Annotated in this window: 18 protein-coding genes and 1 riboswitch; of the genes, 5 read left to right on the forward strand and 13 right to left on the reverse strand. The window is 57.1% G+C overall.

Annotated features, from left to right (window positions below; translation table 11 throughout):
- The first annotated feature begins 158 nt into the window (after positions 1-158).
- The 4 genes from C3451_RS09570 (at position 159) to C3451_RS09585 (ending at position 3713) form a co-directional block, all read left to right on the forward strand.
- Complete coding sequence (locus C3451_RS09570) at positions 159-899, forward strand: hypothetical protein (protein WP_124304299.1); 741 nt, start codon at positions 159-161, stop codon at positions 897-899.
- Positions 900-1225: 326 nt separating this feature from the next.
- Positions 1226-1322: riboswitch (TPP riboswitch) on the forward strand.
- Between the two features lie 35 nt (positions 1323-1357).
- Positions 1358-2128, forward strand: coding sequence for a hydroxyethylthiazole kinase (gene thiM, locus C3451_RS09575; RefSeq protein ID WP_045622994.1), 771 nt, complete (start codon positions 1358-1360; stop codon positions 2126-2128).
- Positions 2125-2925: a bifunctional hydroxymethylpyrimidine kinase/phosphomethylpyrimidine kinase gene (gene thiD / locus C3451_RS09580; protein WP_023300565.1), complete on the forward strand. Its 801-nt coding sequence runs from the start codon at positions 2125-2127 to the stop codon at positions 2923-2925. The genes thiM and thiD overlap by 4 nt, the downstream gene beginning before the upstream one ends.
- A gap of 41 nt (positions 2926-2966) precedes the next feature.
- A complete protein-coding gene (locus tag C3451_RS09585) occupies positions 2967-3713 on the forward strand; it encodes a GntR family transcriptional regulator (RefSeq protein WP_022648658.1) in 747 nt (248 codons plus the stop codon).
- Here C3451_RS09585 and C3451_RS09590 read toward each other — a convergent pair.
- The 3 genes from C3451_RS09590 to C3451_RS09600 are packed head-to-tail and all read right to left on the reverse strand — an operon-like array spanning position 3687 to position 6915.
- On the reverse strand, positions 3687-4640 hold the full coding sequence (locus C3451_RS09590; RefSeq protein WP_045622993.1) for a PfkB family carbohydrate kinase: 954 nt from the start codon (positions 4638-4640) through the stop codon (positions 3687-3689). The genes C3451_RS09585 and C3451_RS09590 overlap by 27 nt on opposite strands.
- Positions 4637-5641, reverse strand: a complete 1005-nt coding sequence (locus C3451_RS09595; protein ID WP_023300562.1) for an ADP-ribosylglycohydrolase family protein — start codon at positions 5639-5641, stop codon at positions 4637-4639. The genes C3451_RS09590 and C3451_RS09595 overlap by 4 nt, the downstream gene beginning before the upstream one ends.
- Positions 5638-6915, reverse strand: coding sequence for a nucleoside permease (locus tag C3451_RS09600; protein ID WP_022648655.1), 1278 nt, complete (start codon positions 6913-6915; stop codon positions 5638-5640). Before C3451_RS09600 ends, C3451_RS09595 begins: the two co-directional genes overlap by 4 nt.
- A gap of 248 nt (positions 6916-7163) precedes the next feature.
- Between C3451_RS09600 and fbaB the strand changes: the two genes are divergently transcribed.
- Positions 7164-8216, forward strand: coding sequence for a class I fructose-bisphosphate aldolase (gene fbaB / locus C3451_RS09605; RefSeq protein ID WP_022648654.1), 1053 nt, complete (start codon positions 7164-7166; stop codon positions 8214-8216).
- Positions 8217-8304: 88 nt separating this feature from the next.
- Here fbaB and yegS read toward each other — a convergent pair whose 3' ends face one another.
- The 10 genes from yegS to C3451_RS09655 form a co-directional block, all read right to left on the reverse strand.
- Positions 8305-9204: a lipid kinase YegS gene (yegS, locus tag C3451_RS09610; RefSeq protein ID WP_045622991.1), complete on the reverse strand. Its 900-nt coding sequence runs from the start codon at positions 9202-9204 to the stop codon at positions 8305-8307.
- Positions 9205-9374: 170 nt separating this feature from the next.
- On the reverse strand, positions 9375-9980 hold the full coding sequence (locus tag C3451_RS09615; protein WP_052952381.1) for a hypothetical protein: 606 nt from the start codon (positions 9978-9980) through the stop codon (positions 9375-9377).
- A 7-nt stretch (positions 9981-9987) separates the two neighbouring features.
- Positions 9988-10953 (reverse strand): hypothetical protein, encoded by a 966-nt coding sequence (locus C3451_RS24320; RefSeq protein WP_023300559.1) that lies wholly within the window; start codon positions 10951-10953, stop codon positions 9988-9990.
- 408 nt (positions 10954-11361) lie between these two features.
- Entirely contained in the window at positions 11362-12723 is a 1362-nt protein-coding gene (gene yegQ, locus C3451_RS09625; protein ID WP_045623560.1) for a tRNA 5-hydroxyuridine modification protein YegQ, read from the reverse strand.
- Between the two features lie 209 nt (positions 12724-12932).
- Positions 12933-13655: a two-component system response regulator BaeR gene (gene baeR / locus C3451_RS09630; protein WP_015572364.1), complete on the reverse strand. Its 723-nt coding sequence runs from the start codon at positions 13653-13655 to the stop codon at positions 12933-12935.
- Positions 13652-15055 carry a two-component system sensor histidine kinase BaeS gene (gene baeS, locus C3451_RS09635; RefSeq protein ID WP_023306582.1) on the reverse strand — a complete coding sequence of 468 codons (1404 nt, stop codon included), beginning with the start codon at positions 15053-15055 and terminating at the stop codon, positions 13652-13654. Before baeS ends, baeR begins: the two co-directional genes overlap by 4 nt.
- Entirely contained in the window at positions 15052-16467 is a 1416-nt protein-coding gene (locus tag C3451_RS09640) for an MFS transporter (RefSeq protein ID WP_045621313.1), read from the reverse strand. The genes baeS and C3451_RS09640 overlap by 4 nt, the downstream gene beginning before the upstream one ends.
- Entirely contained in the window at positions 16468-19545 is a 3078-nt protein-coding gene (gene mdtC, locus C3451_RS09645; RefSeq protein ID WP_045621311.1) for a multidrug efflux RND transporter permease subunit MdtC, read from the reverse strand.
- Complete coding sequence (locus tag C3451_RS09650) at positions 19546-22668, reverse strand: MdtB/MuxB family multidrug efflux RND transporter permease subunit (protein WP_023300557.1); 3123 nt, start codon at positions 22666-22668, stop codon at positions 19546-19548.
- Positions 22668-23870 carry an MdtA/MuxA family multidrug efflux RND transporter periplasmic adaptor subunit gene (locus C3451_RS09655; protein ID WP_032623941.1) on the reverse strand — a complete coding sequence of 401 codons (1203 nt, stop codon included), beginning with the start codon at positions 23868-23870 and terminating at the stop codon, positions 22668-22670. The genes C3451_RS09650 and C3451_RS09655 overlap by 1 nt, the downstream gene beginning before the upstream one ends.
- Positions 23871-23873 lie beyond the last annotated feature (3 nt).

The following is a 23873-nucleotide window of genomic DNA, read 5'->3' on the forward strand; positions in this document are numbered from 1 at the left end:
GAATATTAAGCTTGCGTTCAGCTTGCGAAATTATTTAATCATCCATATATATTTATACAAAGTAATCGTAAGCGCTTGCGAAGCTCCCTGTTATTTATGTATGGATGGATAAGTAATTTCAGGAACAAAAAACAATTATTGACAACCGGAATGTCTGATTGTTTTTAAGTTGGTGTTTATTATTAGAATATTTGCCAACTTTTTTTATTCGAGAATTAAGCTTCTCAAAACATGTTTGTGATCACGTTAGTGATAAAATAACGAAACCTCCTAATATGAAAGGAAGATTTCCAGGCGGGGAATCATCTAATCATTTAGGAGGTTTTTGTTTATACCGCCTGATAAACAAGGAAGTAAATATTATGCCAAAATCATCTATCACTATTGGTGATGTATTCATTACTAACAATTGTGGGTTTTGTACTGTCATTGATTATACAAACAAAGATAGCGTAACTATCAAATTTGATAATACAGGTTTCATTACAAAGGTTAGAGCAAGAAATTTAAAATCAGGACAAGTAAAAGATCCCTATGCAATCTCGGTTTGTGAGGTTGGTTTTATAGGAGTGGGTGTACCAACTACGATTAATGGAAAACTTACAAGAATCTATAGTTTATGGGTACATATGCTTACACGTTGTTATAGTGAAAAGTATCACTTAGATTTCCCTAGCTATAAAGGTTGTAGTGTTGCCCCTCGTTGGTGTTGTTTTGCTAATTTTGCTAACGACATCAAAACACTTGAAGGGTATGAAGATTGGTTAGATCCGCATAATAAAATTTGCCTCGATAAAGATGCAAAAGATCCAGGTAATAAACTCTATAGTATTGATACGTGTCGTTTCATTACCTCTTATGAAAACATTGCTGATGCTTCCTATCGTCGCTCTCATTGATTCCTTTCTGCCTTTCCTTATCGGTGCTCTTAGTCTTTTGTGTTCGCTCCTGCCTTGCGTGAAGAAGCGATGACCGGGAAGGCTTTAGCTTTCGACGGTCGCAAATGCTTTAGCTTTGCGGCCTACTTTCCTACGCTCAACATCATTAAGCGGTATACAAGCGGGTTAACACATTTCAGGTGCTTCATTATGTGATTTAGCTATTCCAGGTGTGATAACTGCTGTGATAAATACTGTGATAATTCGAAAAATCTTGCACCCTGCCTACGGCCCCGGTTACACTAAACACCTACAAATTGTTTGTGTGTAAATGATTGTTTTCTAAGTAATTTGACTCGGGGTAGTGTTCGCTTGAACATTTGAGAAATACCCGTACCACCTGATCTGGATAATGCCAGCGTAGGGAAGTCAGATGCCTACCCGGTCATCGCTTCTTTCCGCACGGCAGGAGCGAAACCATGCAGCCTGACCTGCTCGACTCACACGTTTTACATCAATTCCGAACCCGTTCCCCGCTCACGCACTGTATGACCAACGATGTCGTGCAGACCTTCACCGCCAACGTTCTGCTCGCGCTCGGTGCTTCCCCGGCAATGGTGATCGAAGCCGAGGAAGCGGAACAGTTTGCCGCGCTTGCCGATGCCCTGCTCGTCAACGTTGGCACGCTCACCGCGCCGCGCGCCCAGTCGATGCGTCGGGCTATTGAGAGCGCGGTAGCCGCGGGCACACCCTGGGTTCTGGACCCCGTCGCGGTTGGCGCGCTGGCGTTCCGCACCCGTTTTTGCCAGCAAATATTATCCCTTAAACCTGCGGCCATTCGTGGCAACGCCTCCGAAATCCTCGCCCTTGCCGGAATGAGTGCGGGCGGGCGCGGGGTTGATTCCACCGATACGGCAGCGAGCGCGTTGACCGCTGCGCAGACGCTCGCCCGTCAGACCCATGCCGTTGTGGTCGTCACAGGAGAAGTGGATCACATCACCGATGGCCAGCGAACCCGTACGGTCGCGGGCGGCGACCTGCTGATGACCCGCGTGGTAGGAACTGGCTGTGCGCTCTCGGCGGTCGTCGCCGCCTGCTGCTCGCTGCCTGGCGACAGGCTTGATAACGCGACGGCTGCCTGCGGCTTTATGAAGCGCGCAGGGTCAGTTGCCCTGACTCAAAGCCGGGGGCCCGGCAGCTTTGTCTCCGCGTTTCTGGACGCGCTTTACGCGCTGGAGGAACAGGTATGACGCGCATTAATGCCCTGACTATTGCGGGAACCGATCCAAGCGGCGGAGCGGGGATCCAGGCAGACCTGAAAACCTTCTCTGCGCTCGGCGCATACGGGTGCTCGGTTATCACCGCGCTGGTTGCGCAAAACACGCGCGGCGTACAGTCGGTGTATCGCATTGACCCGGATTTTGTCGCCGCGCAGCTGGATTCGGTATTCAGCGACGTACGTATCGACACCACCAAGATCGGCATGCTGGCAGAGGCGGACATTGTTGAAGCGGTCGCTGAACGTCTCAAACACTACCAGATAAAAAACGTGGTGCTTGATACCGTGATGCTGGCCAAAAGCGGCGATCCGCTGCTCTCCGCCTCGGCTGTCGATACCCTGCGTAAAAAGCTGCTGCCGCAGGTTGCGCTGATCACGCCAAACCTGCCTGAAGCCGCCGCGCTGCTGGATGCGCCACACGCGCAAAACGAACGTGAGATGAAAGAGCAGGGGAATGCGCTGCTGGCGATGGGGTGTCGCGCGGTGCTGATGAAAGGCGGCCATCTTGATGATGCAGAAAGCCCGGACTGGCTTTTCACCCACGATGGCACGCAACGTTTCACCGCGCCACGTGTCCAGACCAAAAACACCCACGGCACGGGCTGTACGCTCTCGGCGGCGCTGGCGGCGCTGCGTCCTCGTCACGCCACATGGGCGGATACGGTGCAGGAGGCGAAGGTCTGGCTCTCGGGCGCGCTGGCAAAAGCCGATTCTCTGGAAGTGGGTCACGGTATTGGTCCGGTTCACCATTTTCATGCATGGTGGTAAGCCGTATACTGGCATGAAACTCATGCCAGAGAAAAACAGAGATGGAACAAGCGCATACCCGGTTAATTGCTCAACTCAAGGAACGAATTGCCGCACCGGACAACACGCCGCTGTATCTGAAATTTGCCGAAACGGTCAAGAACGCGGTGCGCAGCGGTGTGCTCGCGCACGGTAATATTTTGCCCGGCGAGCGCGATCTGAGCCAGCTGGCCGGAGTGTCGCGTATTACGGTGCGTAAAGCCATGCAGGCGCTGGAAGAGGCTGGCGTCGTTACCCGCGCGCGTGGATACGGGACGCAAATCAACAATATCTTTGAATATTCGCTGAAAGAGGCGCGCGGCTTTTCTCAGCAGGTGGTGCTGCGTGGCAAAACGCCCAACACCCTGTGGGTCAATAAACGCATCGTGAAGTGCCCGGAAGAGATCGCCCGCCATCTTTCCCTTGCGCCGGAAAGCGATGTGTTTTTGCTTAAGCGCATCCGTTACGTGGATGACGATGCGGTATCGATAGAGGAGTCCTGGGTACCGGTAGGATTAATTCCCAACCCGGACGACATTGGCGTCTCGCTTTATGATTACTTCCGCAGCCAGAATATCTTTCCGCAGCGCACCCGTTCCCGCGTCAGCGCCCGGATGCCGGACAGCGAGTTTCAGGCGCATATCAAGATGGACGATAAGATACCGGTGCTGGTGATCAAGCAAGTCGCGCTCGATCAACAGCAGCGGCCAATTGAGTACAGCATCAGCTACTGCCGCAGCGACCTATACGTCTTTGTGTGCGAGGAGTAGGGCCTCGCGCGTGGGGGCGCAGTCTCCACCGCGATGGCTGACTACCCAGGCGGCCACGGCATTGCCAAGCTGCACCGACTCTGGCAGTGACCATCCCGCAGCCAGCCCGGCAAGGGTACCTCCCGCATGGCTGTCACCGGCGCCGATGGTATCGACCACGGTAGCAGGAAACGCCGGAACGTGTCCGGAAGCGTCACCGTCGTACCAGACCGCCCCGTCTTTATCATGGCGTACGATTAGCGCAGCGCCAAACCGTTGCTGCCACTGAGTGCCGAGCTGTTCCACGTTCACGCCAAGCCATTCGGCGGCAAGTTCCGCCTCCTGCCGATTGAGCGAGACAACCGGTTTACGGACCATAATCCGCGCCATCAGCGGGTCGGGAATATCCGCGATGCGCGGACCGAAATCGATAAAGAGCGTCACATCCTGAAGACGTTCCACCCAGGCCGTCAGCAGCTCGCCGCTGGGCGACGCCAACTGGTAGCCGGACAAATAGATCAGGCTTTTCTCTGGCACGCTTAACCCGTCCAGCCAGCGTTGCTGCCACTGATTCTCCACACCGCTAAACGACATGAAGGTCCGTTCACCGTCAGGCTCCACCAGCGCCAGGCACCAGCCGTTATCGCCCGTTTCCGCTTCCACGGCGCTGTGCAGATCCTGCTTCGCCATGGCATTACGGATAATATCGGCCCACACGCCGTGGCCAACGGGAAGCGCGTTTTGCGCTGCAATGCCGAGCCGCTTGAGGGCGATGGCGATATTCAGCGCACAGCCGCCAATATTCACTCCCTGTTGCTTCAGCTCGATATCACACCCGCGCCAGGGCAGGGCGTAGGCGTCGGCAATCACGTCGATGACCGCCGCGCCGAGCACCGTTACGGGGCGCGTAGCGTGAAGGGTTTCGAGACGGCGGGCAAAAGCACTCATACGCCCTCCCTTTGCTCCCGGAAGTGCAGTAGTTTTTCGCAGTAGCGTCCGAAATCAAGCTGGTTTACGGCATCAAGTTCGCTTTTAAGCGCCGGATCAATGGCCTGTACACCGTGCAGCGCGCCACAGATGGCCGTTGCCATCGCGCCGATAGTGTCCGTATCACCGCCCAGGTTAGCGCATAACACCGCGCAGCGGTTCGGATCGGTGCCCGCAAGTTCGACCATCGCAATCGCCGCCGGAACGGACTCCAGGGTGCTCGTGCCCGCGCCAATAAGCTGATAGATCTGCTCGCTGGCGGACTCCGTACCGTTGGCTTCGCGCACGGTTTTCAGGGCCAGCTCAATACGAGCGGAAAGCGATGCGCTGAAGGTGGTGGTGTTCGCCTCCTGCGCCGCACGGGCAATACCCGGCAGGGCATCGGCGATGTTCTGCCAGCGCTCGCCGTCGATAGCGCGTGAAACCGCCCACGCGATCACCACCGCACCGGCGATGGCGAGATCCGATTTATGGGTCGGGCTGGAGGCTAACGCAACCTGTTCAACAAAATGTGCCAGACGCGTGGCCGGTAGCAGGCATCCCAGCGGGGAGGCGCGCATCGCCGCCCCGTTGGTGACGCCGTTATTTTCCAGCTCGCTCACCGGCTTGCCGTCACGGATGGCGTTCAGGGCAATTTTGGAGGTCGGGCCGAGCACATTCTTATTGAACGCGTCAAAATCCAGCGCCCAGTCCAGAATATGCTTACCGATAACGTCAGGATTAATTTCCCCGTCGCATTCGATAATCGCGTCGGCCAGGCACAGCGCCATCGACGTATCATCCGTAAATTCGGCCTGATTAAAGTAGCAGGCGGCATTATTCTCAGCCGGGCCGGGTAAGAAACGGTCGATCCAGCCGAAGTGCGCTTTCACCCGCTTGCGCGGCCACAGTTCAGACGGCATCCCCATCGCATCCCCTAACGCCTGCCCGTAAAGAGCACCGAGAATACGGTCTTGTTTCATTTAACTTCCCCTCGTGTCAGCGCGGTATCGCCATCAACCACCTCAATTGCGGTGATCTCTTTATCCGATTCGCGGAAAAACAGCATAAACAGCACGGCAATCACTACAATCATGATTGCACCAAACGTCCACATTCCGGCCCAGTTGAAGGTCAGCCCATTCACCGGCTCTTTATAGGCGAACATTTTTTCCATCATCACGCCGCCGAGACGGTAACCCAGCAGGCTACCAAAGCCCTGACAGCACAGCGTGATCAAGCCCTGCGCCGCGTTGCGCATATGCACGGGCGCTTTTTTATCCACGTAGATGTACGCGGTGACGTAATAGAAGTCATAGCTTACGCCGTGCAGCAGAATGCCGAGGAACAGCAGGGCGTAGGTGAAGTATTGTTCGGCACCGCCGTAAACAAAGAAGCCGTAGCGAATGGCGGCGGTGATCAGGCCCAGCAGCAAGACCTTCTTAATACCAAAGCGTTTGGTAAAGAACGGCAGAGCGAGCATGAAGAAGATTTCAGAGAACTGGCCGAGGGTCATCCAGCCGGTGGCGTTTTTCATCCCCACTTCGGTGAGATAGCCGTTGGCAAAGATGTAGTAGAAAGCCAGCGGCATGGCGAACAGGAATGAGCAGAAGAAGAACACCAGGAAGTTTTTATCGCGCAGCAGGATCAGCGCATCCAGCCCCAGCATCACTTTGATATCCAGCTTGCCGGTGCTCTTCGGCGGGGTATTCGGCAGGAAAAGTGCGAAGACGCCGAGCAGAAGGGAGCTGGCAGCGGTCATCAGCAGCGGGATATTGGTGTCAGAGATGTCGCTATAGCCCATCATCTGCGGCAGGAAGCCGCACGCCAGGCCGGATGCAATCCAGCCGATGGTGCCCATCACGCGGATGCGCGGGAAATCAGCCTCCACGTCATCGACGTTCGCAAAAGCGATGCTGTTCGTCAGCGCGATGGTCGGCATATAGGTCAGGGAGTAGGCCAGCAGCAGCGGGAAGAAGGTGCTGAACTGGGTTTGCTGTGCTGCGAAATACATCAGAATCGCGCCAGCGAACATCAGCACGGCCAGCACTTTCTGGGCGGCGAAGAAACGGTCCGTCAGCGAGCCGACCAGGATGGGAGAGAGGATCGCGGCAATAGCGGTACAGGCATAGGACCAGCCAATTTCCCCGGCGGTAAACCCGCTCTTGCTTAGCCACAGCCACAGCGGCACAAACCACGCGCCCCAGATAAACCATTCAACAAACATCATGAATGACAGTTGGACTTTCGTTTTCATTTTTTAATCCTGCATGTCAGAGGTACGCATGTAACATACCATGTGATAATACCTTTTAAATACCTTTAAGGCGATTGTTTGATCAGTGTAACAAAAATGTTGTACATGAAACGAGCCAGCAGATTGTGCTTAAAAAAGTTGCAAATGGTGGAAAATAGGTTAAGTCGGTACCAGGCTTAGTCTGCCTGCAAAAACGTGGGCTTGGATCACACGCTCCGACATCATGTCGGACATACGGGAGCATCACTATGACTGATATTGCGCAGCTGCTTGGCAAAGACGCCGACAGCCTTTTACAGCATCGTTGTATGACCATTCCAGCCGACCAGCTTTATCTGCCTGGCCATGATTACGTAGACCGCGTCATGGTCGACAACAACCGTCCTCCTGCCGTACTGCGAAACATGCAGACGCTTTATAATACCGGCCGCCTGGGCGGAACCGGGTACCTCTCTATTCTGCCCGTTGACCAGGGCGTTGAACACTCTGCGGGGGCATCGTTTGCCGCGAACCCGCTCTATTTTGATCCGAAAAATATCGTCGAGCTGGCGATTGAGGCGGGCTGTAACTGCGTGGCCTCCACCTACGGCGTGCTGGCCTCCGTGTCGCGTCGCTATGCCCACCGCATTCCGTTCCTCGTTAAGCTGAACCACAACGAAACCCTGAGCTACCCAACCGAATACGACCAGACGCTCTACGCCAGCGTCGAGCAGGCGTTCAATATGGGTGCTGTGGCGGTCGGGGCAACCATCTATTTCGGTTCTGAACAGTCGCGTCGTCAGATAGAAGAGATCTCCGCGGCGTTCGAGCGCGCCCACGAGCTGGGCATGGTAACCGTGCTGTGGGCCTATCTGCGTAACGGCTCGTTCAAAAAAGACGGTGTGGATTACCACGTGTCTGCGGATCTGACCGGTCAGGCAAACCACCTTGCGGCGACCATCGGCGCGGACATCGTGAAGCAGAAAATGGCCGAGAATAACGGCGGCTATAAAGCGGTGAACTTTGGCTATACCGACGACCGCGTCTACAGCAAGCTGACCAGCGACAACCCGATCGATCTGGTGCGCTACCAGCTTGCAAACTGCTATATGGGCCGCGCCGGGCTGATTAACTCCGGCGGTGCGGCAGGCGGTGAAACCGATCTGACCGACGCGGTGCGCACGGCGGTGATTAACAAACGCGCTGGCGGCATGGGGCTGATCCTCGGCCGTAAGGCGTTCAAAAAATCTATGGCCGACGGCGTGAAGCTGATCAACGCGGTTCAGGACGTCTATCTGGACAGTAAGGTCACGATCGCTTAAGTCTTTTCCCCTCACCCTAGCCCTCTCCCCAACGGGGAGAGGGGACTGTTCAGTGCATACGGGAAGAGGGCCGCCACCCGGCAACACATCAGCGCAAAAGCTGACAGTCCGGCGGCAATCGGCACTGCAACGCCCCGGGCAACACCTCAATGCGGAATCGCTCGCCGCTGAGCGGCTCTCCGTCGAGATTAAAGGTCATGCCGTGTGGGGCGATCACCTCAAACCACGCGGATGTGCCGTCGATGATATTGGGGCTCTCCTCTGGCTGCGTCAGTGTCGTAAACAGCGCAGGCAGCAGCCCGTCGCCGGTAAAAATACGCAGCTGTAATTGACCGTCGTTGATCAGCGCTTCCGGGCAAAGCTGCTGTCCGCCGCCTGCCTGACGCCCGTTGCCGATACCAATCACCAGCGCGTCGCCCTGCCAGTGGAAGTTTTCACCTTGGATCTCACAGCTGTCGGGCCTGAGCGTGTCCATGCGCATCAGACCATGGATGAGATACGAAACGCCGCCCAGCGCGGCCTTCAGTTTTTCCGGCGTTTCGCTGGTAATGCGGGTGCCGAACCCGCCGGTCGCCATATTGATAAAGCAGGTTCTTTCATTCACCTGCGCAATATCGACGGCGGTCGCTTTCCCGAGGATAGCCAGTTGCAGTGCTTTGCCTAAATCCTCAGGTATACCGGCGCTGGTGGCAAAATCGTTGGCGGTACCGAGCGGTAAAATCCCCATCGCCGGGCGAGCTGCGTCGTTGAGGTCAATGAGCGCACCGGCGATCTCGTTGATCGTTCCGTCGCCGCCGCCGGAAATGATGGTCTGAACACCTAACCTGATGCCCTCGTCGATGTAGCGCGCCGCATCGCCTTTTTCAAACGTTACTCGCACGTGTATGCATGCTCCGTCTTCACGCAATTCGGTAATCGCCTGGCGCAGCAGATCGTTGCCTGCACTCTTGCCGTTAAGAATTAATAAACTGTCTGGATAGGTTGCCATCCGGGTTGCTCCCTTTTTTAGCTATAGAAAGAGTGTATCCCAGAGAGGGAAAAAGCGGGTAAGAACAGGATGAAAGGCAAAAAATAAGCCCGCGTAAGGGCTTTGAAATCGACTAAAGAACCCCGTAGCGCTTACAATGCATACTACTGCCGCTCAATTGACTATTGTGGTCAACGTTTGAGGTGTGACATTGGCCTTGCCTCGATTTTGAGCTGCTTACGCCAGACCCGATTATGTAGCGTTAGCGCAATGGAGCGGTAAAAAATCGATGAATTCATCCACATAATGTTCAGAAAGAAACATCCCAGCCCCAGCAAAGAGGTTATTTGCGGTGTGTAGTTCTCAACAGGGCCGTATAAAAGCGAAATCCCCGTCCAGATGAAATAAATGATGCTCATTATGCCTGTCAGCGTAATGACGAAAATATGCAGTTTATATCCAGGTAAAGAACCTCGTGTAGTCAGAAACATCGTGCTCATCACTACCAGACAATACACAATCGCTGCAATGAATACTCCCATCATAACCTTAAATTCGGGTAAGCCGAGCCAGCGAAACAGCAACAACCAGAGGGATACTTGCAGCATGGCGTAGCAAAAAATAGCCAGTAACGTGCTCACTGCCAAAGGAATTCCTGTCATATGGACGCCCACAGGAACGCCGAACCGATCTTTTAACTGTTCTTTTAATGTTTCAAGCTGGTTGGGATCATCGGTCGCCATTTTACTTTTAACCAAAGCACTTAATGCAAGGCTATCTTTAATGTATTTCATCATGGACGGGTCAATAACTTCCTGTAAATGAAAAAGACTGAATTAAACCAAAAATGTATTTACCCGTTTGTGCAACATTCTGTGGATTTCTGATATTTCCTGAGATGGCACTTCCAACGAAGGCAGAAGAATTTGAAATGGTATTCAGCAACTCACGCTGTAAGAGCAACTGCAACGCTTCTGACGGATAACGTTTGGGATACACGCCTGCCTTCATTGCTGCTTTTACACCTGAATTCGAGATGCCGGGATTGCGGATACGAATAATCTCCTCTGTTAATCGCGTACGGTCGGCCCGGCTCATTTTTTGTAATAAGGAGAGCAAACTCTCAGACGATGAACGGTTAAGAAGGCGATATGTTAATGCAGCGCTTTTTAAACCCGCAGCAGCCCCGGCAAGAGAAATCGCATCCAGGGCTGTGTTGGTTGCTGTATACCACTCCTGGGAGTCCATCCACGCAACGTAGTCATCGTGATTCATAGCAATCAACGATAGTCGGCCAAGCCCATTTGCACATTGAATTCCAGTTGCTACACCACCGGCTAAAATCACAGCGGCTATAGCACCGGAAGACCCTGCAGTGAGAGGTATAGCCATACCGGCCCCTGCCGCAAGTACAACAGTAAGAATTGCGGCTCCGCAGGAAATTGCCGTTGAACCAATTTCAGTCGCCAGGGAAGGGGACTGAATCGTAGCCGTTGTTGCGTGAACGGGGTTAACTTGTGAGGCATTTACTTTGGTTATGACTACATGACTAACCGAGCTTTCGTTTGGTGTCGCAATCCTTCTTGATGGCCGTACTAGCCACTGACGTGTACCGTCTGAGTAGATAATCCCGGCCTGGCTAAAATTTCTGCTGCAGTCCAGTTGACCTGCAAGTGCTGTGAAATTTATATCGCCGCCAGAGGCAAGACCAAGACTGCGTGCGAGTTCGTAATCTGGAAGATCCTTTGAAAGTTGTCCTGTGAATGTCACTTCATCTCTCCGTCCGTGTGAAACGTTGATTGTTAATAAATCAAGAGTAAAGGTCCTGTTAACACTTAAAATTAGGAATGTTCCGAATAGTGTTCATCCCTCTCAAATCCATTAAAAATGTGATTAGGATCCTTTGTTCGTTCGACTTGCTTAGATGATACGCCTAATGCTGACACAAACCTTTCCGGGGTCAATGCAACGCCATATTTATCAGGGGGAAAAATTTCAGGAGTTAACAAAAAAATAAGCCCGCGTAAGGGAGATTACGCAGGCTAAGGAGGTGGTTCCTGGTACAGCTAGCATTTATGGGTTATGTTTTTCAGCGGGGGGATAATACCCGTATTGAACGAAGCGGTATGTGATCCGATTCTAAGAATTATCCCAGCGTGAAAAAATCCCGTTGATTGACTATTTGCCGTGCGGATTTCGGGTATTTTCACCTTCAAAATTGCGCATCAGCAGCGCAAACTCCAGCTCTACTTCTTCAGGAACCGGCAGCCAGACCACATGGCCATCGCCAGGTGCGACCTCAATCGCCTCACCTTTTTTGTTTTCCAGATGCTCCAGGCGGAAGTTCATGTTGCCCTGCGGTGTCATCAGCTCCAGGCTGTCGCCTTTAGTGAATTTGTTTTTTACGGCGACGGCGGCCAGCGGGCCTTTACGCTCGCCGGTGAAGTCGCCTACAAACTGCTGGCGTTCGGAAATCGAATAGCCATGCTCGTAGTTCTGGTAGTCGTCGTGGGTATGTCGACGCAGGAAACCTTCGGTATAGCCGCGATGCGCCAGACCTTCCAGCTTTTCCAGCAGGCTGGTGTCGAACGGTTTACCGGCGGCGGCATCGTCGATGGCTTTGCGATACACCTGCGCGGTACGAGCGCAGTAGTAGTAGGACTTGGTGCGGCCTTCGATTTTCAGGGAGTGTACGCCCATCTGGGTTAAACGCTCCACGTGCGCGATGGCGCGCAGATCCTTCGAGTTCATGATGTAGGTGCCGTGCTCGTCTTCGAAGGCGGTCATGTACTCACCCGGACGTTTGGCTTCTTCGATCATAAACACGCTGTCGGTAGGCGCGCCGATACCCAGCGTTGGCTCAACGTTGGTGACCGGGATCGGCTCGTGTTTATGCACGATGTTACCGATGTCATCCTCTTTGCCTTCCTGAACGTTATATTCCCAGCGGCAGGCGTTGGTGCAGGTGCCCTGGTTCGGGTCACGCTTGTTGATGTAGCCAGAGAGCAGGCAGCGGCCGGAGTAGGCCATGCACAGCGCGCCGTGGACGAAGATTTCGATTTCCATATCCGGCACCTGGGTGCGGATCTCTTCGATCTCTTCGAGAGACAGCTCGCGAGACAGAATGACGCGGGTCAGCCCCATCTGCTTCCAGAATTTCACCGTTGCCCAGTTGACGGCGTTAGCCTGCACCGAGAGGTGAATGTCCATATCAGGGAAGTTCTCCCGAACCAGCATGATTAAACCCGGGTCCGACATGATCAGCGCGTCCGGCCCCATCTCCACGACCGGCTTCAGGTCACGAATGAATGTTTTCAGCTTGGCGTTGTGCGGCGCGATGTTCACCACCACGTAGAATTTTTTGCCCAGGGCATGCGCTTCATTGATGCCGAGCTGAAGATTCTCGTGGTTGAATTCGTTGTTACGCACGCGCAGCGAATAGCGCGGCTGGCCCGCGTAGACGGCGTCGGCACCATAGGCGAAAGCGTAACGCATATTTTGCAGCGTTCCCGCCGGGGAAAGGAGTTCCGGTTTAAACATGTTTGTTCTCGTTCTGATGACAGGTCAGATCCGCGTGCACCAGGTGCAGCGGTAAGGGGAGATCCCCCACTTTAAGGGCGGGCATTGTAGCGCTGCGGGGCGGGGAGGTAAAGCCCGGACCCCTCACCCTAACCCTCTCCCCAGGGGGGAGAGGGGACTAAAACACCCTCTCCCCCCTGGGGAGAGGGCAGGGTGAGGGGAGAATGTTGTCAGGCAATCCTGCACGCATCCGCTTCCCAGCGATACCCCACGCCGTACACCGCGCGAATAAACGACTGGTCGGCGTCGAGCGCCTCCAGCTTGCGGCGCAGGTTTTTGATGTGGCTGTCGATGGTGCGGTCGGTCACTACGCGGTAATCATCATACAGATGGTTGAGCAGCTGCTCGCGGGAAAACACTTTGCCCGGCTCGTGGGAGAGCGTTTTCAACAGGCGAAACTCTGCGGGGGTGAGATCCAAAAGTTTGCTGCGCCAGCTTGCCTGGAAGCGGCTTTCGTCGACGATCAGCGGGCTTTGCGCATCGAGCACCTGCAATTCACGCTGCGGCTTGCAGCGGCGGAGGATGGTTTTCACGCGAGCGACCACCTCCCGCGGGCTGTAAGGCTTGCAGATGTAATCGTCGGCGCCGATTTCGAGCCCCAGCAGACGGTCGATCTCTTCGATTTTGGCCGTCACCATCACGATGGGCACATCGGAGAAACGACGAATTTCCCGGCACAGGGTCAGGCCGTCAGTACCCGGCAGCATCAGATCCAGCAGGATCAGATCCGGCGGCGTCTGGCGCACGTAGGGCAGCACCTGGTCGCCGTGGCTGATAAGCGTTGGCGCATAGCTCGCAGCGCGCAAATAGTCGATCAGCAGTTGCCCAAGTTTAGGCTCGTCTTCCACGATCAAAATACGCGGTGTGTTGTCGTCAATCGGTAACTCGGTCATGCTTCCCTCGATAAATCCCGTTCCAGAGGTAACTCTACTGTAATGCTAACCCCGCCAAAAGGCGAATGGGCGGCGCGGATGGTGCCACCATGCGCCTCCACAATGTTTACGCAAATCGCCAGCCCAAGGCCGGAGCCCCCGCTGGCGCGGTTACGCGAACCTTCGGTGCGATAGAAGCGCTCGAACAGTTTTTCCAGCTGCGCATCCTTCACGCCAGGGGCGGAGTCCGCAAAGGTCAGGGCAAAGCGCCCGTTTTCCTGCTTGCCGGAGATATGCAACCCGCCGCCGCCGTCGGTGTAGCGGAGGCTGTTCTCCAGCAGATTATTGAACAGCTGCATCAGGCGATCTCTGTCACCGAATACCACCGCGCTGTCAGGCAGCGAGAGGTTGATTTTCAGGTCACGGCTGGCGAAGCGTTCGCGGAACGCGCCGGTCACGACTTCAAGGATATTGATCACGTCGATTGGGGCTTTCTGGTAGGCCAGGGCGCCTTCATCGGACATGGAAAGCTGATGCAGATCGTCCACCAGTTTGGTCAGCGTACCGACTTCCGCCTGTAGCGAGGCCACGGATTCGGGGGTGAACTGCCGCAAGCCGTCCTGAATCGCCTCCAGCTCACCGCGCAGCACCGCCAGTGGGGTGCGCAGCTCGTGCGAAATGTCGGCCATAAAGTCGCGGCGCATCTGCTGGTTTTTCTCCAGCGTGCTGGCGAGCTGGTTGAAGTCCTGCGCCAGCTTGCCCAGTTCATCCTGACTGCGGGTGTCCACGCGGGTCGAGAAATCACCCGCCGCCAGCTTATGCGTGCCTTCCACCAGGCGTTTTACCGGCGCCAGCAGGCCACGCGCCAGCGGGAAGGTGGCGAGCGCCGCAAGCAGGGTAGAAAGCGCGACAATCAGCCAGCTGGTCTGGCGCTGCTGGCGATCAAAGTTGATGTCGGTGTTGCGCGTCAGCCGCTCGACCGGCGAGGCAATAACCCAGCCCACCGTGGCGCCGTTCGAGGTAATGGCGCGCTTTGTACCGTCCGGCGGTACCGGCGAGCGCGGGCCAACGAGCACGTGCATCTCCTGATCGATCACCCAGAACTGGGTGCGCCAGCCGTGCGGCGGCATGCCCGGCCCCGGGCGGTCGTCGTCATTATCGTGCTCCAGCGAGCGCAGAATTTGAAATATAAAACGATCGTTATTGCGCAGAAAACGCCAGTTACCGTGCAGGCTATACTGTTCCCCCAGCGCATCGCTTAAGCCCTGTAAACGCTGTTCGTTACCGTGCTTGATGTAGTCAATAAAGCCGCGCTCAAAGCTGACTCGCACCGCCCAGTGCATGGTAATCAGCAGGACGATACAGGTAGCGAAAATCGCCACAAAAAGCTTACCGGTGATCCCCGGACGCCAGAATTTCATGGTGCACTCCTTTTGCCGCGTCGGATCACGACGTTTTTGGTCGTGTCATTCGGTACTCTGGCAAAGATAAAAGCGGGCAGGGCGATAATTACCGCCATGCTGAGGTAAGTGTATAAAAAGACCTGATGCGCGACGGGGGTGTCGGCGCTGAGATGGTGCTGACCGTACATGCCGAGCAGCAATCCGGCGACCGTGACCCCCACGCTCATAGAGAGCTGCATGATCATCGACAGCAGGCTGTTACCACTGCTCGCCAGTTCGTCCGGCAGATCTTTCAGCGTCAGGGTGTTCATCGACGAGAAGCGCATAGAGTTGATGATCCCCTGGCAGAACAGCACCAGTGGCAGGATGTAGTACCAGCCCAGCAGCGCCACGGCCATAAACAGCAGACTAACCAGCGCCAGCCCGAGCGTGGCGGCCACCAGCACGCGGCGATAGCCAAAGCGGTTTACCACCTGCACCACAATACGCTTCATCCCCATGCTGCCGAGCACCATCGGGATCATCATCAGCCCGGCATGGAACGGCGAGAAGCCCATCCCAATCTGTAAAAATACCGGCGTCATAAACGGCAACATGCCGCTGCCGATGCGTCCGGCAAAGCTGCCGAACAGACCAAGACGGTAGGTGGGATTCTTGAACAGGTTCAGGCTAAACAGCGCGTTAGCGTTGCCTCTGGCATGCCACAGATACCAGAGAATGGCGGTGACACCCAGCGCTACCAGCAGGGCGAGCGACAGGGAGGAGATCCCCAGCCCTTTTTGCCCGTCGAGCGCCAGGGTGAGCGTCGCCATGCCAGCTGCCAGCAGGATGAAGCCAAAGAAATCAAAGCGCCGGGTCTGCATTTTATAGTTCGGCATCAGCGTCAGGGTGGCAATCGCGCCGATAATACCGACCGGCAGGTTGATCAGGAAGATCCAGTGCCAGGAGGCATACTCCACCAGAATACCGCCCAGCGCCGGGCCCAGCAGCGGGCCGACCTGACCGGGCAGGGTGACGAAGGTCATCGCCGCCATATACTGCGCGCGCGGAACAATTTTCATCACCGTTAACCGCCCGACGGGCACCATCATCGCGCCGCCGACGCCCTGTAGCACGCGCGCCATCACCAGCTGGTCGAGGGTATTGGCCTGGGCGCAAAACAGCGACCCGGTGGTAAACAGCACAATGGCGGTGAAAAAGATGTTCCGCACGCCGACTTTATCCGCCAGCCAGCCGCTGGCGGGCAGCATCACGGCGACCGTCAGCACGTAGGCGACAATCACCATATGCATGTGCAGCGGGCTCTCCCCCAGACTTTTCGCCATTGAGGGGAGGGCTGTGTTCACGATGGTCGTGTCCAGCGACTGCATAAAGAAGCCGAACGCGACGATCCACAATTGCCAGCGAACGTTACTGGGTAGGTCGGTCATTTACTCGGTCACCGTGGTTCTCTTTTTACGCGAAAAACGCAGCCGCAGGCGGTCAAAGAACAGATAGACTACCGGCGTGGTGTAGAGCGTCAGCAGCTGGCTCATCACCAGGCCGCCAACGATCGTGATCCCCAGCGGCTGGCGCAGTTCAGAGCCGTCACCGCCGGATATGACCAGCGGCAGTGCGCCGAACAGCGCGGCCAGCGTAGTCATCATGATCGGGCGAAAACGCAGCAGACAGGCCTGGAATATCGCCTCGTCCGGCGTCAGGTTGCCGTTGCGCTGGGCGTCCAGGGCAAAGTCGACCATCATTATCGCGTTTTTCTTCACAATACCTATTAATAGCATGATCCCAATGAGCGCGATGAGGCTGAATGGAGCACCGAACAGCTCCAGCGCCAGCAGCGCCCCCACGCCCGCAGAGGGAAGCGTGGAGAGAATGGTCAACGGGTGCACGTAGCTTTCGTACAGCACGCCCAGCACGATGTACACCGTGGCAATGGCCGCCAGGATCAAAATGACCTGCGAGTTCATGGTGTCCTGGAACACCTGCGCCGTACCGGCAAAGCTGCCGCGCACGGAGGAGGGCACCCCAAGCTGGGTCATGGCGCGGTTAATGGCATCGCTGGCCTCAGACAGCGACGAGCCGGTTGGCAGGTTAAACGACACGGTCGAGGCGGCGGAAAGCCCCTGGTGGTTCACCGACAGCGGCGCGTTCGACGGCTGCCAGCTGGCGAAGTACGACAGCGGGATCGCCTTGCCGTCATTATTGATCACAAACATCTTGTCCAGCGCGCTGATGTCCTGGGTGTAGCGCGGATCGACTTCCATTACCACCTTGTACTGGTTCATCGGCTGATAGATGGTGGAGACTTCACGCTGCCCGAAGGCGTTGTTAAGCAGGCTGTTGGCCGCCTCCACGTTAATGCCCAGGCGGGCCATAGTTTCACGATCGTAAGTGAGCGCCATCTCCGCGCCGTTGTTCTGGCTGTCGGAGTTCACGTCCGCCAGCTGCGGCAGCGCGGCCAGCGCTTTACGGATCTTCGGCTCCCACTCGCGCAGGGCGGCTAAGTCATCCGAGAGCAGGGTGTACTGATAGCTGGCGTTAGCCTGTCGTCCGCCGACGCGGATATCCTGAACGGCCATCAAAAACAGGTTCGCCCCCGGCTCTTTGGCGAGCTTCACCCGCAAGCGGTCAATGATCTGCTGCGCCGTTTCGTGACGTTCACCGCGCGGCTTAAGGGTAATAAACATCATCCCGCTGTTAACGCGCGAGCCGCCGGTAAAGCCGGTAACGTTGTCTACGGCCGGATCTTCCCGGATGATTTTCATAAAGTCCTGAAGCTTGCCGCGCATCGCCTGGAACGAAATGCTCTGGTCTGCCTGAATACCGCCCATCAGCACGCCGGTATCCTGCTCCGGGAAGAAGGTTTTCGGGATGGTGATATACATCCAGACGTTGAGCCCGATGGTGGCGATAAGCACCAGCCCGACAATACGCGTGTGGTTCAGCACCCATTTCAGCGATTTGCCGTAGCCGGACTGCATCGCCATCAGGACGTGGCCAAAGCCTTTCCTGCGCGGCTGTGAGTGTGGTTGGCTGCGCTTTAGCATCCAGCCGCACATCATCGGCGTTAGCGTCAGCGAAATCACCAGTGAGATACCAATGGCGACGGAGAGCGTGACGGCAAATTCGCGCAGCAGTCGCCCCGGCAGGCCGCCCATCAGCAGCAGCGGCAGGAACACCGCCACCAGCGACAGGCTCATGGACAGGACCGTGAAGCCCACTTCGCGCGTCCCCTGAAGCGCCGCCTGGAGCGGCTTCATGCCCGCTTCCAGATGACGCGAGATATTCTCCAGCACCACGATGGCATCATCCACCACAAACCCGGTGGCAATCGTCAGCGCCATCAGCGACAGGTTGTTAAGGCTAAACCCGCACAGGTACATGGCGGCAAAGGTGCCTATCAGCGATACCGGGACCGCTACCGCCGGGATCAGCGTGGCGCGCCCCGAGCGCAGGAACAGGAACACCACCAGAATTACCAGCGCGACGGAGATGATCAGCGTTTGCTCTACCTCTTCAAGCGAGGCGCGGATGGTGGGGGAACGGTCCTGCGCAATCTGTAGATCGATGGCCGCCGGAATGGTTTCCTGAAGCTCCGGCAGCCGCGCGCGGATGCTGTTCACCGTCTGAATGATGTTGGCTTCCGGCAGCTTGCGGATCATCAGCAAAATCGCCGGTTTGGCATTGGTCATCCCGGCGTTACGCACGTCCTGCACCGAATCGGTGACGCTGGCGACGTCGCTCAGGCGCACCGCCGCGCCGTTGTTGTAGTGAATAATCAACGGCTGATACTCGGCGGCGGTTTTCAGCTCGTCGTTGGTCTGGATCTGCCAGCGGTGGCTGCTGTCCTCAATCGCACCCTGCGGCTTACGCACGTTGGCGTTGCTGATAGCGGATCGTACGTCGTCCAGCGACACGCCCTGATTAAACAGCGCCTGCGGATTCAGCCCCACGCGCACGGCGGGCAAGGAGCTGCCGCCGACATCCACGTCACCCACGCCGTCAATCTGGGCGATGGTTTGCGCCAGCTGGGTGGAGGCAAAATCGTACAGCTCGCCCTGGGAGTAGGTCTCTGACGTAAGCGTCAGGATCATGATCGGCGCATCGGACGGGTTGGCCTTGCGGTAGGTTGGACGGCTCGGCATGCCGCTCGGCAGCAGGCTTTGGGCGGCGTTAATCGCGGCCTGCACGTCGCGCGCCGCACCGTTGATATCCCGGTCGAAGTTAAATTCCAGAATGATGCGCGTGCTGCCCAGCGAACTGCTGGAGGTCATCTCGTTAACCCCGGCAATTCGCCCAAGCGATCGCTCAAGCGGCGTCGCCACCGATGAGGCCATGGTTTCCGGCGAAGCACCCGGCAGCGAGGCGCTGACCATGATCACCGGGAAATCGACCTGCGGCAGCGGGGCCACCGGCAGCAGCCGGAAGCCGAGCACGCCGCACAGGGTGATAGCGACGGAGAGTAAAATCGTCGCCACAGGACGGTAAATGAAGAGGGCGAAAAACTTCACTTACGCCTCCTCTTCACGTTTCGGGAAGCGGCTTTTCGTCCACAGGGCCAGACGGTCAAACAGCAGGTAGATAACCGGCGTGGTAAACAGTGTCAGCACCTGGCTCACCAGCAGACCGCCGACCATGCCGATGCCCAGCGGACGGCGCAGTTCGGCCCCCACGCCGGTGCTCAGCATCAGCGGCAGCGCGCCCAGCAGGGCGGCGAGGGTGGTCATCAGGATCGGGCGAAAACGCAGCAGACAGGCCTGGTAAATGGCCTCGCGCGGCGCCATACCCTGCTCGCGCTCGGCGGCCAACGCAAAGTCGATCATCATGATGGCGTTTTTCTTCACGATGCCGATAAGCAGGATGATGCCAATTATCGCAATCACGTCCAGTTCGCTCCCCGCCAGCATCAGCGCCAGCAGCGCCCCCACGCCCGCCGTCGGCAGGGTGGAGAGGATGGTGATCGGGTGGATGAAACTCTCATACAGCACGCCAAGCACGATATACATCGCCACCACCGCCGCGACAATCAGCCAGACGGTGCTGCCCAGCGCGGCCTGGAACGCCAGCGTACTGCCCTGGAACTGGGTCTGAATATCGGACGGGAAGCTGAGTTCTTTCTCCGCGCCCAGAATGGCCTCCACCGCTTCGCCCAGCGAATACCCATCCGGCACGTTGAACGAAATGGTGGTGGACGGGAACTGATCGAGATGGTTAATCGACAGCGGGGTGTGGCGCTCTTCCACGCTGGCAATGGCGCTGAGCGGCACAATCCCGCCGTCTTTGCTGGTCAGGCGTATCGAGTCCAGCGCGGCAAGCCCGGGCGTGTTCTCGGTGTTATGTTCCAGCACCACGCGATACTGGTTGGCCTGGGTGTAAATGGTGGAGATCAGTCGCTGACCAAAGGCGTTATACAGGGCGTTATCCACGTCGGACATGGTAATGCCCAGACGGCTGGCAGTGTCGCGGTTGACGTTCACGTACGCCGCCAGCCCTTTATCCTGCCAGTCGCTGCTGACGTCAGAAACCTGCGGCAGTGCTTTCAGCTTATCCACCAGCTGCGGCACCCAGGTGCTGAGTGCATCAAGCGAGGTGGCCTGGAGCGTAAACTGGTACTGCGTGCGGCTCACCTGCGTATCAATGGTTAAATCCTGGATCGGTTGCAGATACAGCTCAATGCCCGGCACGCGCGCCACCGCGCTTTGCAGTCGCTCAATTACCGCGTTGACGCGATCGTCGCGGTCATCGAGCGGTTTAAGGTTAATTTGCAGGCGCGCGCTGTTGAGCGACGGGTTGGTGCCGTCCACGCCCACGTAGGCAGTCAGGCTTTCCACCGCCGGATCTTTCATGATGATCTCAGACACCTGCTGCTGGCGCTGCGCCATGTTGGCGAAGGAGACCGTCTGCGGCGCCTGAAGCGTGCCCTGAATAATGCCGTTGTCCTGAATCGGGAAGAAGCCTTTCGGAATGAAAATCCACAGCATCACGCTGAGCGCCAGGGTGCCGAGCGCCACGCCGAGCGTCGCCCAGGGATGGTTCAGGACTTTCGCCAGCACGCGGCCGTAGGCGGCGATAATGCGCTCGAACATCCGCTCGGAGGCGCGCGAGAAGCGGTTTTGCTTGCGCAAAGATTCGTGGCTCAGCATGCGGGCGCACATCATCGGCGTTAGCGTCAGCGACACCACGGCAGAGATCAGAATGGCGACCGCCAGCGTCACGGCAAACTCGCGGAACAGCCGCCCGACGATATCGCCCATAAACAGCAGCGGGATCAGCACCGCAATCAGCGAGAAGGTGAGCGAGATGATGGTAAAGCCAATTTCTCCTGCGCCCTTCAGCGCGGCGGCTAAGGGCTTTTCACCTTTTTCGATATAGCGCGAGATGTTCTCGATGACCACGATGGCATCGTCCACCACGAACCCGGTGGCGATGGTGAGCGCCATCAGCGTCAGGTTATTAATCGAAAAGTCGAGGAACACCATCACCGCAAACGTCCCGACCAGCGAGAGCGGCACGGCGACGGCGGGAATGATGGTTGCCGGAACGTTGCGCAGGAACAGGTAGATGATCATCACAACCAGCGCAATCGCCAGCATCAGCTCGAACTGGGTGTCTGACACCGAGGCGCGAATATTTGTGGTGCGGTCAGAAAGCACTTTCACGCTCACCGATTTTGGCAGGCTTTCCACCAGCTGCGGCAGCATGGTGCGAATGCTGTCGGCGGTATCAATAATGTTCGCGCCCGGCTGGCGCTGAACGTTCATGACAATCGCCTGCTGCTTATTGGCCCACGCCCCGAGCCAGCTGTTTTCCGCGCCTTGTTCGACGGTTGCCACGTCGCCGAGGCGGATCGGCGCGCCGTTTTGATAGGCCACAATCAGCTGACGGTACTCATCGGCGGACTGCATCTGGTCGTTGGCGGAGAGCGTAACCGCACGGGTTGGGCCGTCGAGCGAGCCCTTCGCTGAGTTAACGTTGGCGCTGCTGATGGCGGTGCGAATGGTTTCGCTGGTTAACCCCAGCGCGGCAATGGCCTGGGCATTGAGCTTAACGCGCACAGCGGGGCGTTGACCGCCCGCCAGCGTCACCAGTCCCACGCCGGTCACCTGCGAAATCTTCTGCGCCACGCGGGTTTCAACCATGTCTTCCACCTGCGTCATCGGCATGGCCGAGGAGGTGACGGCAAGGGTCATGATCGGCGGGTCTGCCGGGTTGACCTTGCTGTAAACCGGTGGATTCGGCAGGTCAGACGGCAGCAGGTTAGTGGCAGCGTTAATCGCGGCCTGCACCTCCTGCTCGGCGACGTCCAGCGACAGCGTGAGCTGGAACTGAAGCGTGACGACCGAGGCGCCGCCGGAGCTCTGGGAGGACATCTGCTTCAGGCCAGACATCTGGCCGAACTGGCGCTCCAGCGGGGCGGTGATGGCGGACGTCACCACATCCGGACTGGCGCCCGGATAGAGGGTGACAACCTGAATGGTCGGGTAGTCCACTTCCGGCAGCGCCGACACGGGCAGAAAACGGTAGCCAATGATCCCGGCCAGCAGGATCGCCACCATCAACAGGGTCGTCGCAACCGGACGTAAGATAAACAGGCGTGATGGCCCACCTGTAGAGCTCGGCGGCATCACCTGCATCAGGCTTTTGCTCCTGTATTCTGCGCTTCCACCACCTCGACCTGCGCCCCTTCGGTCAGACGGTCAATACCGTCGGTTACGACGCGGTCGCCAGCGGACAGCCCGGCACTGATCACCACCGTCTGACTGTCCTGGATCCCGGTTTTCACCAGATGTTTGCTGACCTTGTTTTCGCTGTTCAGCACCCAGACAAAGTTGCCTTCACTGCCCATTTGCAGGGCCGCCGTCGGGATCACCACGGCGTTTTCTTCTGTCGCGACCAGCATTCGCGCATTGACGAACTGATTCGGGAACAGGGCATCGTCCTGATTGTTGAAGCGTGCTTTAAGCTTGATGGTGCCGGTGGTGGTATCGATCTGGTTATCCAGGCTCAACAGCGAACCTTCGCTCAGCTTCTGCTTGTTGGTGCGATCCCAGGCTTCAACCACCAGCGCTTTTCCGGCCTTCTGCGCCTGTATCACCGTCGCAATGTCGCTTTCCGGCAGGGTAAAGACGAGATCGATAGGGTGCGTCTGGGTGATCACCACGATGCCCGTGGTGTCGCCGCTGGAGATTTGGTTGCCGATATCAACCTGTTTCAGGCCCACGCGGCCGTCAATCGGCGCGGTGATCCGGCTCCAGTCGAGCTGGAGCTGGGCGCTGGCGACCGCGGCTTCGTCGGCCTTGATGGTGCCCTGAGATTCACTGACCAGAGACTGCTGGGTATCCAGCTCCTGGCGCGACACGAGGTTGGTTTTTACCAGCTGCTGATAGCGGGCTAAATCGCGGCGGGCATTGGCGAGGGTGGCTTTGTCTTTCGCGAGCTGCCCCTGCGCCTGCGCCAGGGCCACCTTAAACTGGCTTGGGTCGATTTCCGCCAGCAGATCGCCGGCTTTCACCTGCTGGCCTTCCTGGAAGTGGATGGCCATCAGCTGACCATCCACGCGGCTACGTACCGTCACGGTGTTGGCGGCGGTGATGGTTCCCAGCCCGGAGAGATAACGAGGCACCGCTTTATTCACCGCCGTTGCCGCCTGCACCGGTGCCAGCGCCGCGCCGCGCATACCGTGGCGCCCGCCGCCCGTTGGACGTTGTGAGGGGCTATTGGCGCCAGCAGGTGCCGTGGAGTTCGCGGACTGGCTGTGCCAGTACCAGGCGGCGGCCAGGACCACCACAATCAGACCAACGGCGATTGCCCAGCGGGATTTGTTACTGCCTTTCATCGT

The organism is Enterobacter sp. 301B (genome assembly GCF_003850715.1).
Classification (GTDB): Bacteria; Pseudomonadota; Gammaproteobacteria; order Enterobacterales; family Enterobacteriaceae; genus Enterobacter; species Enterobacter intestinihominis.